Origin of the sequence: Pedobacter panaciterrae (assembly GCF_013204795.1) — a bacterium.
Classification (GTDB): Bacteria; Bacteroidota; Bacteroidia; order Sphingobacteriales; family Sphingobacteriaceae; genus Pedobacter; species Pedobacter panaciterrae.
The window spans coordinates 244,493-256,131 of sequence record NZ_JABMKW010000008.1 but is presented as its reverse complement, the minus strand read 5'-3'; the positions used below and the strand labels follow the sequence as shown (position 1 = coordinate 256,131).

5 protein-coding genes are annotated in these 11,639 nt (G+C 38.9%); all 5 read right to left on the bottom strand.

Annotated elements, in window-relative coordinates:
• Positions 1-24: 24 nt before the first annotated feature.
• The 5 genes from HQN86_RS03185 to HQN86_RS03165 all read right to left on the bottom strand — a co-directional run bounded on the left by HQN86_RS03185 (position 25) and on the right by HQN86_RS03165 (position 11,588).
• Positions 25-2,391 (bottom strand): DUF1549 domain-containing protein, encoded by a 2,367-nt coding sequence (locus HQN86_RS03185; protein ID WP_172659587.1) that lies wholly within the window; start codon positions 2,389-2,391, stop codon positions 25-27.
• Positions 2,392-2,533: 142 nt separating this feature from the next.
• Positions 2,534-5,059 carry a family 20 glycosylhydrolase gene (locus tag HQN86_RS03180; protein ID WP_172659586.1) on the bottom strand — a complete coding sequence of 842 codons (2,526 nt, stop codon included), beginning with the start codon at positions 5,057-5,059 and terminating at the stop codon, positions 2,534-2,536.
• A gap of 12 nt (positions 5,060-5,071) precedes the next feature.
• Complete coding sequence (locus HQN86_RS03175; protein WP_172659585.1) at positions 5,072-6,193, bottom strand: acyltransferase family protein; 1,122 nt, start codon at positions 6,191-6,193, stop codon at positions 5,072-5,074.
• Positions 6,194-6,213: 20 nt separating this feature from the next.
• Positions 6,214-8,004 (bottom strand): RagB/SusD family nutrient uptake outer membrane protein, encoded by a 1,791-nt coding sequence (locus HQN86_RS03170; protein ID WP_172659584.1) that lies wholly within the window; start codon positions 8,002-8,004, stop codon positions 6,214-6,216.
• Between the two features lie 20 nt (positions 8,005-8,024).
• A complete protein-coding gene (locus HQN86_RS03165) occupies positions 8,025-11,588 on the bottom strand; it encodes a SusC/RagA family TonB-linked outer membrane protein (RefSeq protein WP_172659583.1) in 3,564 nt (1,187 codons plus the stop codon).
• Positions 11,589-11,639: the final 51 nt, after the last annotated feature.

The following is an 11,639-nucleotide window of genomic DNA, read 5'->3' as shown; positions in this document are numbered from 1 at the left end:
TAATTAATTTAAGCATAATTCGGGTTAATAGATTATTTGAAATTCGGGCAGCAGTACCATCGCCCAGAATAAATCCTGAATAGCATCAACACCAGGAGATTTGCCAAGAGCCTGTTTGGCTATTTTAATTTCCTTCTCAACCGGCTCCCTACCTAAAGTTTTTAAGTAAATATCTTTAATAAGCAAATCGGTATTTTTGTAATTTGCTTTCCAATGCTCGGCACCAATTTTAAGCACAGAATTAAACCTCCAGCCATTGGTAAGTTCAAGGGCTTGCAGCAAATTGGCTTGTGAATCTCGGCTGGTAGCTACTGTTTCTCTGTTTGGTCTGCCTAAGGCCGTAAGGAAACTATTGTTGGCCACCAAAGAAGCCCGAATAAAGGATGGCCTAATTTGAGGGTTATATTTGATGTTTGAATCAACAAAAACAGGAGTTATAACACTGCTTACAGCATCAGTAAACTGCTCGGCCGACATTCTTTTACGTACCATTCCTTTAAACTTATAATTCGGGTTACTAACCTGAGCTACCTCTTTAAAGCCTACTGACGGCAGTTGATAAGTATTGGATGTGGTAATCTGATAAATCAGCTCTTTTAAATCAGCCTTGCTGGCAACAAAATTAAATGCCATCCAATCTAGTAAATCCTGACTCCATGGCTCATTGTCCATAACATCAACTGGTTCAACCAAACCACGTCCCATAAGTTGCGACCAAATCCGGTTTACGATAGTACGATAAAGTCGTCCGTCTTCAGGTTTAATTAAATTTTCGGCTAGCTGTTTCCTTTTCTCCTTAACGGGGGCTTTGTTGTCTATAGTACCAAGTTCTTTCCAAAGCATCCTTGCATCTACATATTTTCCGGTTGGTTTATCACAACGATTAATTTCCAGCGTTGTATCTGCAAAAATATTTGCGAAAGCATAGGCATCATCCAGCTTTAAATCGCTGATAAAACTATTGTGACAAGAAGCGCATTTCAGATTAAGACCTAAAAATACCTGCGAAACATTTTGAGCCGCCTGCATTTCTGTTCTTTGACTGGCATTGACAACTCCACGCCATTTTATACCTTCTATAAACCCTTTTGACTCTTCGGAAGGGCTAATTAATTCTTTTACAAACTGATCATAAGGTTTATTCGTTTTTAATGATTTGAACAACCAATCAGTAATGTTGAAACGACCTCCTGTAATATATCCGGTTCCTGAATAATCGTTTCTTAAAGCATCATTCCAGAAACTTAGCCAATGCAAAGCATAATCGTTATCAAGACTCAGTAATTTTTTAACCCACAAGGCTCTTTTATCTGGTCTTGCATCTTTTGAAAATGATTCCAAATCGGCCGGGCCAGGTAATAGACCAATGATATCAAGATAAATCCTCCTTAAATAAGTACGGTCATCAACTAATGAGGGCCATTTAATCTTATTTTTAGCAAAATACTGGTTAGTCCATAAATCAACAGGATTAGATAAATTATTTGAGGGAGCAGGAAGAACAGGATTACGCGGTTCAAGTTTTGCTACTCTAAAAACGTTTTGCTTTGTGCCATCATCTGGCCATGGGGCTCCTTTTTCTATCCAAAAACGGACTATTTCAATATCCTTTTCAGCCAGCTTTTTCCCTTTAGAAGGCATTACATCTTTATGATCTGCAGGTAAAGAAATACGCTTAAATATTTCACTTTCCTGAGGATTACCAGGCACAATAACAGGCCCATTCTCGCCACCTTTAAAAGCTACGTGTTTCCCATCAAGCCTCAAATCTCCTTTTACTTTCTCTGAGCCATGGCACTTATAACAATTATGTGCAAGTATAGCTCTTACCTCAGTGTTTAATTCTACTTCCTGCTTTTTTGTAAGCTTAGCTGTATCACCCTTTAATGCAACAAGCCTAAAATTATCTGAGCCCTTTGTTTCATAATCCTTGCTCCATGGCAATGTGCTGGACAGGAAATCGCTTCCATGCGTTAAATTAGCTCCAAAGTGGCCGGCTACAGAAACACCAATTGCTGTCGAAAATAATAAACCCCGATAAACTTTAACTTGCTTAAACTTATCTTTTTTGCGGATTTGATAAAGAAAAAAAAGCGTTAAAACACCAAGCGCTGCAGTTGCAAATCCTATCCATTGGTGCAACGTTAAAACATCGCCGCTATAATCACCATCCTGATACAGTAACCACCCCAAAGCTGCAGATATTATAGCGCCAAGTGATCCTGCAATAAGGAGGGCATCAATACCTGAACGTAGTTTTGAATTAAAGTTTTTTAAAGTGAATAGCTCCAGTATAGCAGCAAATAAAAGCAGCGCCACAGGAAAATGGACTGCCAAAGGATGCAGATGGCCTAAAAAATCCCAAAGCCAGAATGCTATGTGCTGTAACATAATTAGATTTTATATTTGGTTTCAAAAAAATGAATTTTTCAAAAGGCAGAATAGTTATTCTGCCTTTTGAAAAATCTCATAACTTGAATAAATATCTAATTATAATCATTAACAAGCAACCTGTACTGTCTTGTCTTTCCTATTAATTTTGCACTTTAACCGAACGGCCAGATTTGCCTTCGCTATTAAACACTTTTAATTGTATTATTCCTTTTGTATCAATAGCTGATTTGTAGATAGTACTATTTATTGTTGGCTCTGTTCCATCTGTAGTATACCGAATTACAAACCCTGGCAATTGTAAATTTGCACTCACCCGCCCGCTTTCTATTGATACCCCAGGGGTTGGAATACGGTAATTATAACCACCTGAATAATGATTTAACCTTGGTATTTCTCTTTTGCCAATAATATTCACAAATTCAGACCAGTCCTTATTATACAATACTTTACTTTTTAAGGTATCTGTTTCAATTGCCCATTCGGGATTTTTTGCCCAAGCTCTTTCAGCTACACCAAATAACTTTGGCAAAAGCATATACTCAAATCTTTCAGGGGTTTTAATGATTTCACTCCACAAAGGCGATTGTATGCCCACAATGTTTGATTTTCCAAATTCAGTAAGCGTAGTTTTCCCCTCTAATTTCTTTTTATCAATAGGGTTACCACTTTCATCTTCCTTCAAATTTTTAAACAGTTCATAAGGAACAAAATAATAAGGTTTCTCTACATCAACATAACCACCCCAATACTGGCCGGTTTCGTTAAAACTTTTGTTGGTTGCCAGATCCAGATAAAGGTTTGTAACACACGTTAGTACAACTTTATATCCTGCATTGGCTAATTTATAGGCAAGATCCTCATTACCACTTAAGTTATTCCATACATCGGCGTGGAAATTCTCATTAGCAAAACGATCATCAAGCACCATCTTCTTTTCTCCATTTACCAGTGCTTTTCGTAGTCCTATTTCTTCCCAGCCCGACAAATACAACTGCTTTGCCTTAAGCATATTATTGACTTTGCTGAAATAGTAATGCCACATTTCATCTACCCCTTTAATTGAAGTATCGGTTTTTAACAAGTTTGCAACAGCAGGAGATTTTTCCCATACTCCAGCCGGGACTTCATCACCACCAAAATGTATTGTTGCCAGTGGAGCATTGGCTTCTGTGTACATAATGCGTATTTCATCGACCACTTTTTCAAGAAAGTTGTACGCTGATGGTAGCGCCACATTGATTACATTATCATTCCATCCCTGAACCGATTCATATATTGATTTATCATTCAAATCTCGCAACAGATACTGTCCGGCTTCTTCCTTTTTACCTGCTTTCATTAATCTTTCGTACCTGGCATCCATAGACTTAATGGCGGCTCTTGCATGGCCGGGGGTTTCAATCTCAGGTATCACGCGGATATGCCTTGCAGTAGCATATTTAAGGATTTCAATAAAATCGGAGCGTGTATAAAATCCGCTTCCGGAATTCACACCTATTTCAGATCCAGATCCGTACGATGGGAGAATATTCTTACTGTCATCAATCGTATGACCACGTTGCGAGCCAATTGTTGTAAGTTCAGGCAAGCCTTGAATCTCCAATCGCCATCCTTCATCATCATTTAAATGGAAGTGAAGCACGTTCATTTTATAAAGTGCCATCACGTCCAAAACTTTCAGCACCTCCTTTTTAGCTTGAAAATTTCGTCCTACGTCCATCATGAATCCCCTGAATCCAAACCGGGGAGCGTCCTCAATTTCGACTGCAGGTACTGCAATTTCCTTTTGGATAGCTCCCCAAGATGTGGAAGGGAATAAAGTCTTTAAAGATTGTATACCATAAAATGCGCCTGCCGGTTCGGCAGCTGTAACAACTATACTTTCTGGTGTAACGCTTAGTCTATAGGACTCATTACCGCTTATGTTTCCTTTTTTAATTACAATAATGTTTTTAACAGGCGACTGAACAAAAGAAGGTCTTTTACCGAGTATAGCCGATAATTCATCGGCAAATAGATTGGCCTCATTATCAAACTCAATTTCAGTTATTATCGAAACTTCTGGGGTCAATTTAAATGCCCCCTCTTGTTCTTTATAAGATACAGGAGTTGGAAAAACTTTGGGCAGTTTATCTAGAGGAATATCCTGTATAGATTTGTTCCGGCTAAATACTTGAGCCGCCACCTCAGCCTCTACTTTTTCAACCTGCTGAGTCGGATTTATATCTGTATGCTTGATATTATATCCTTTAGAAGGGGTTTTGTCCCACACCAGATAAAAACCTGATGAGAGGTCAGTAATATTTTTTACCTCCGTTGAAAGCACTTTGATCTTTTTTGATGCACCAGATTTTAAAGCCGCAAAACCTTTTAAGGGATACAAACGAAATAAGTCTCCATTTATATGTTTTATTCCGGCACTAAGACTGTCGATACCGGTAACTTGCATAGGTCTGGAGTTAAAATAAATGCTCCAGCCTCCGGCAGGAAATGTTTGTTTGCCATTATTAGTAATTGTTAGTACTGATAAGGTTTTATCATCAATATTGTTCAAGACCTCCCTTGTAATGTGGAGGTCACTAATCTTAAACGGCGATGCCGATTGTGCATAAGCATTTATTAAACCACTAAAAAGTAGTGCAATTAGAATACAGAATTTCTTCATTTTGTTTGATAACTAAACGCGTATGTATATTTTCCTTTTATCGAGTATATAGCCTACCAGCCAGCAGGTAAGCATAAAACAAATTGCAAAAAGCAATGAACCAACAGGACCAGGTGCGATAACCTGAAAAAACCTTGTGCTAACCCATCCCCTGAAATCTAAACCAGGAATGATCACCCCTATGATGGTTAACAACACCTCTGAAACTATGTAAATGAATAACGGGTTTTTCCCAAAAACCGTAAAGAAACCTGTCCATTTCGTATAGGATTTTACTTCTATAACATAAATCAGCGCGCCGATAATTACCAGATCCAAGCCACAGGTAACCAATACAAAAGAACTTGTCCATAGCTTTTTGTTTATAGGAAATACCGGATTCAGGCATATTGCTATTAATATCAACAGACCACCGGCAAGTAATAGTTTCGAAATTGTTTCAAATCCTTTTCCTTTTTCCTGTATGAATTTACCAGCAAAATATCCGATAATCACGTTCACACAGGAAGGTATGGTGCTCAATATCCCTTCAGGATCAAAAGCTATACCTTCGCCATGGTACATATGCTTATCTCCCAGCACATATAGATCAAGATATTGGCCAGCATTTCCCGTCATACTAAACGGATCCGCCGCATCGCCAAATAACAATAAGGCCACCCAATAGCCAATCAAAAACAATAAGCTGATAATGATTACGCTTCTGGTGCTCAGGTAATGGATTAGCAACGAGGCAATACCATAACAAAGCGCTATTCGCTGCAAAACACCTAAAATTCGCGTATTTGCTATGGGCGAGAAACTAATGCCTCCACCTTCGTTGTAACTAAAAAAAGGAAACCAATACATTAGATATCCTATAAGAAATATAAGCAGTGTACGCTTAAATATTTTTGCAAGCACTGCTGAGTTCTCCATCTGGGCAAATTTTTTCATAGAGAAACTCATGGCATTTCCTACAGCAAATAAGAACGATGGGAATACCAGATCGGTTGGTGTAAAACCGTGCCAAGCGGCGTGGTTCAGCATGGCAAAAGGTTCTGCTCCGCTACCGGGTGTGTTCACGATAATCATGAAACAGACTGTCATACCCCGAAATACATCGAGTGATAAAAAACGTTGTGGTTGGTTCATTGTTTTAGGTTATGTTCAGATTAATTATATCCTGGGTTCTGTTTTAAAACCGGCGCACCATTAGATTGGCTTAAGTCTATCTGGCGCTGTGGTATTGGGTAATAATCATTCTTGCCCTTAACAAACTTACCGTTCCTCACGTCAGACGTAATTTTTCCCTGATAGCTAAAATAGGCATTTAATTCCTGATCGGCTATACCCCATCGCACCAAATCAAAGAATCGGTGACCTTCCATTGCCAGCTCTATTTTCCTTTCATAATAGATCGCTCTTAAGGCATAGTCTTTACCTTGACTTGTGAAGTTTCCTGCCGGATATTCATTGATTTTGTAATTGGCTGCCGGTTCATCAGAGAATCCGGCAGAAGGGTCTTCATCATCTTTATATTTAAAAAGCCAGCTTTCATGATCCGCGGCTCTTGCCCTAACCCTGTTTACGTATTCCTGAGCTTTACCTAAACTTCCAATTTGTGCCTCACATTCGGCAGCCATTAAAAGTACATCCGCAAAACGGATAATTGAATAGTTAACAGCCGTTCCCGGTGCCCAGGTGCCCTGGTCTCCATCGCTATCTGCATTTTCACTCCAATAAACGTTCTTTTTTGGTCCATATGGACCGCCATAACTTTGATCTCTTGCCCATGGTTTACCAGGGTAAATTCCCCAGTCGTGATAAGGTATGCCGCGACGACCGGCAGTCCAATCCAAACGTGGATCAAGTGTTCCTTCATCTGGCGTGAAATTTTGGCCAGCCTCTACTCCCATATCTGTTTTTACAGGGAAACTATTAAAGTTTGTTAAATATGGTAATCCTGTAGCGGGGTTTGTTCTAAAATGGTTTACCAAATCTATTGAAGGCTGGAAAAATCCGCAGCAGCTAAAAGGGCTTCCATCCCCATAAGGGAAATTAAGCATGTCGCCATTGTTGGCATTTGAAGGTCCTGTTGGATCTGCGTTTGCAGCCATTTGGATCACAAAAACTGCTTCCGGATTATTTTCTCTGCTTGGCAACCAGTTGTCTTCAAAATTTTTATTCAGATCATATTTTAGGCCTGAGCTGGTTTGACCTTGTGTAATAACCGCATCAAATACTGGTTTGGCCAGGTCATATTTATGCTGGTACAAGTAAGCCTTGGCAAGATATGCACCCGCTGCCCATTTATTTGCCCTCCCTATTTCAGATTGAGCTGGAAGTAAATTTTCATAAGCATACTTCAGATCATCAGTAATTTGCGGCCATATATCCACATTGTTAGGTTGATTAAAGTTAGTTGTGGTTTCATCAATCCAGGGAACCATATTCCACATCTTTTTTAATTCGAAATAATAGTGACCACGTAAAAAACGTGCCTGGGCGCCAATACTTTTACGCTCTGCTTCGCTCAGATCTGTAGCTTTTGCCATCAGCTTTAAAACATTATTTGTACGTGTAACACCTTCATATAGTGCTTTCCATTTGCCATCATAAAAAGCATTGGTTGCTCCTGAGTAAAAATTGGCAATTGGATCAATAGCCGGCTGATCTGCACCGTCGCTTCCTTTAGAAGCGTCACCACCTACCACAGAGCCAAAAACCCAGTTCGTAGGAGAGGCTTGCCAGGCATCGCCCCCACCCAATGCAACATCGCCACCTTGCATACCATCTAAAGCGGCATAAGCGCCAATTAGCAGTCCATTTACACCATTTTTGTTAGCAACAAGCTCTTCTGATAATGAGCCAAGAGGTGGCTGTATTAAAGCCTTTTTACAAGAATAAAATAGTTGTCCTGTAAATAACAGCACAGCTAGTAATATATATGTTGATCTTTTCATTTCCTTAAACCGTTAGGTAATTAAAACTGTAAATTTAAACCCAGTAAAAAAGTCCGTTGACTTGGATAAGAACCGTCATCAACCCCGTAGGCTGTTTGCTGTCCTGTTTCACTTGAGGTTCCAACTTCCGGATCTACTCCTGAATATTTTGTTACTGTGAACAAATTGGCCGCAGAGATATAAACCCTTAGCCTGTTAACACCCAGCTTTTGAAGCTTATTTGCAGCGAGTGTATAACCAATTTGCACGTTTTTAAGTCTCAGGTAAGATCCTTTTTCTACGAAATAAGAATTAGGGACACTGTTTGTGCTAAAAGATTGGGTTGTTTCCTGTATTGGTGCCTTTGCATTCTGATGCGAGGGTGTCCATGAGTCATAAAGAGCTGTGTGGCTTTTTGCTCCGCCAAAAGAAGGCACAAAATCTGTCCACCATTTTACCTGATTCCAAATTGAATTGCCTTGAACACCATAAAAGAAAGCACTAAAGTCGAAGTTTTTAAAACTAGCACCCAGGTTAAGCCCGTAACTGAAATCCGGATTTGCATTACCTAAAAAGGTTCTGTCATCGGCCGTAATCATTCCGTCGCCATTTACATCTGCGTATTTAAACCTGCCGACTTTAACATCATCCTGATAAACAGTATTTGGATCACCGGTAACAGCTTGAGCTTTTGTATTTGCAGCTTCAATTTCATTGTCTGAATTCCAGAATCCGGCTATTTTATAACCAAAGAATTCACTAACCGAGTGTCCTACAGCATTACGAATAATACGACTACCATCAAATCTTCTTGAATCTACATCGTAATAATCTACATCTCCAGATACTTTTTTTATCTCGTTACGGTAGGTGGTAATTGTTGCAGTGGCATTAAGTTTAAGATCGCTTCCTACATCTTTATGTCCTGTTAACGAAATATCGAACCCATCATTTTTCATTTGAGCTATGTTAACAAATGGCACAGTAGCAGCACCAACAGTTCCAATCATTTCTGGATTGTACAAAAGATCACGAACATTTTTCTGGTAATAATCAGCAGAGATCTCTATACCGCCACCAAATAATGTTGCATCAAAACCAAAGTTTGAGTTTACATTTTTCTCCCATTTTGCATCCGGATTTCCGGTTTGATTTTGAAAGAATCCTGCAACTACAGCATTTCCGCCACCTATTGCATAATAAGACTGGCCAATTGAACTACCAAATGTTGTAAAGGAGTTGGCACCGGAAACATTTACCTGGTTACCCATAATACCCCAGCCACCTCTTATTTTTAGATCCGTAATCCATTTCACATCAGATAAAAAGCTTTCTTTTGAGATCCTCCAGGCACCACTTACTGCGGGAAAAACTCCATATGTGTTTTTCAGGAATTTAGATGAACCATCTCTACGGATAGTAGCTCCGATAAGATATTTGTCATTAAATGCATAATCAACACGCCCTATTAGTGAGAACAAAGCATCAGCAGTTCTTTCACTAACAGTTTCCATTGGGCCGCTACCATTCGAAAGGTTTGTATAATCGGGATCAAATGAGAAATAGCCTTTGTTACTTCCGCTCATGGTGCTATACCGGTTCTTGTTGTACTCAGTTCCTACCAATACCTTTAAACTATGCAGGTTAAAAGTTTTGTTAAATGATAAGGTATTTGTCCAGGTGTATTCTAATCCAGTATTTGAAGATTCGGCATAACTGTTACTAGTTGTATTCTCTGCATTTTCATATTGAGGAAAAACAAATGATCTGGATGCGCCTGAAAATGAATCGGCACCAAATGCAGTTCTAAGTGTTAAAAAAGGCAAAATATCTGCCTCTGCAAAGATATTTCCAAATAACCTGTTGTCTGTTGCCTTATTATCTTTAGTACGATACAGCATGGCTACCGGATTATAGGCATCGCCTAATTTCCCACCATAACCACCTGCGAAATTCCCCATAATATCATATACAGGGATAATAGGTTGCTCTCTAAAAGCATGCCCTATAGCATTGTCACCACTAAGCCCGTCTATTTTAGGATTATTTGTAATGGTATAAGCTAAGTTCTCTCCAACCCTGACATATTTTCCAATGTTATATTGAGTATTAGAACGCACTGTATATCTTTTTAGATAAGTTCTATCCAATGTTCCTTTCTGATTGAAATAATTTGCAGAGAAAAGATAACTCCCCTGATCTGAACCGCCACTTACAGAGATGTTCTGACTGGTTATTGGTGCCGGGTTAAATATTTCATCATACCAGTTCGTTCCTGCTTTGTTTGCTCTATTAATTCTGTAAAAGTTATTATACTCTTCATCAGAAGTAAATAACGGTTTTACATTATATAAGGATGGGTTTACAGATGGATCTCCCTCTTTAGCCCCTAGTGGATAGATATAATCGGGCAATACATAGGTTGGACCATTTCCATATAGTGGATCATCAAATTCAGTTTCTCCAGTATTTGCTTCAGCAAGTCTTTTCAGATTTGCCATCTCCTGTGGCGACAAAATATTCCAAACGTTTCCTGTTTTAGGTCGCTGTGTACCATAATAAGCATCATATTGTACCTTTACTTTATCCTTACCTTTTTTAGTACTGATTACAATAACTCCATTTGCCGCACGTGATCCGTAAATTGAAGCTGATCCTGCATCTTTTAACACCTGCATCGATTCTATATCATTCGGATTAATATCGGCTACATTGAGCGTTGGAACACCATCAACCACGTAAAGTGGGTTGTTATTGCCAAAAGTATTTACTCCCCTGATACGCACCTGAGGCTCTTCTCCAGGTTGTCCCGAACCCAAAATGGTAACCCCAGAGGCCTGTCCTTGCAACAGATTATTTATGGATGGGCTGGGTTGTTTAATCATGTCGGCAACATTCACCACAGAAACGGCCCCGGTAAGGTCCTTTTTCTTTTGTGTCGAGTATCCCAGAACAACAACTTCACCTAATGAAGTTTCTTCTTCGACAAGCTGAACATTTAAAGTGCTCTGGCCATTAACCGGAACTTCTTTTGACGTAAAACCGATATAAGAAAAAACCAAAACAGCATTAGCATCAGGCACACTAATGGCAAAATTTCCATTTATATCTGTAATAGTAGCTGTTGTAGTACCTTTTACTTTTACACTTACCCCGGGTAATGTTTCTCCTTTTGTTGAAGTTACCTTACCTTTGAGTGGAACAGGGGGCTTATTGGTATTTGGCTCATTAGTCTTCTTAGACATATCTTTTTCGTACAGAATAATTCTGTTATCAATTACCTTATAGAAGATACTTAGTGGATTTAATGTCTCGTCAAGGATGTCTCCAAGCCGTTTTTTGGTATAGTTTGCTGATGTTTTTCGCTCAGACTTAATTACCGATGGACTATAAATAAATTTAACTTTTGTTTGGTTTTGAATTTCATTTAATATCTCGGTTACCTTAGCATCATTAATGCTGATGGAAATTTCTTTATTCAATATTCCCTGAGCGCCAGCATTTTTTGCCGCTGCGCCACATGTGAATAGAACTACAAGAAATATTTGGGCTATAGATATCCTCATTGCTGTTTTTATTAAAGCAACAAATCGCTTTTTTTTCATAACTTTAGGAGTTTTGTTCGTTAATATGAAACTTTTCGTACAGAATTTTTA

Coding starts and splice junctions, on each gene's coding strand:
- HQN86_RS03180 (WP_172659586.1), bottom strand. CDS start 5,059: ATGAAGAAATTCTGTATTCTAATTGCACTACTTTTTAGTGGTTTAATA.
- HQN86_RS03165 (WP_172659583.1), bottom strand. CDS start 11,588: ATGAAAAAAAAGCGATTTGTTGCTTTAATAAAAACAGCAATGAGGATA.
- HQN86_RS03175 (WP_172659585.1), bottom strand. CDS start 6,193: ATGAACCAACCACAACGTTTTTTATCACTCGATGTATTTCGGGGTATG.
- HQN86_RS03185 (WP_172659587.1), bottom strand. CDS start 2,391: ATGTTACAGCACATAGCATTCTGGCTTTGGGATTTTTTAGGCCATCTG.
- HQN86_RS03170 (WP_172659584.1), bottom strand. CDS start 8,004: ATGAAAAGATCAACATATATATTACTAGCTGTGCTGTTATTTACAGGA.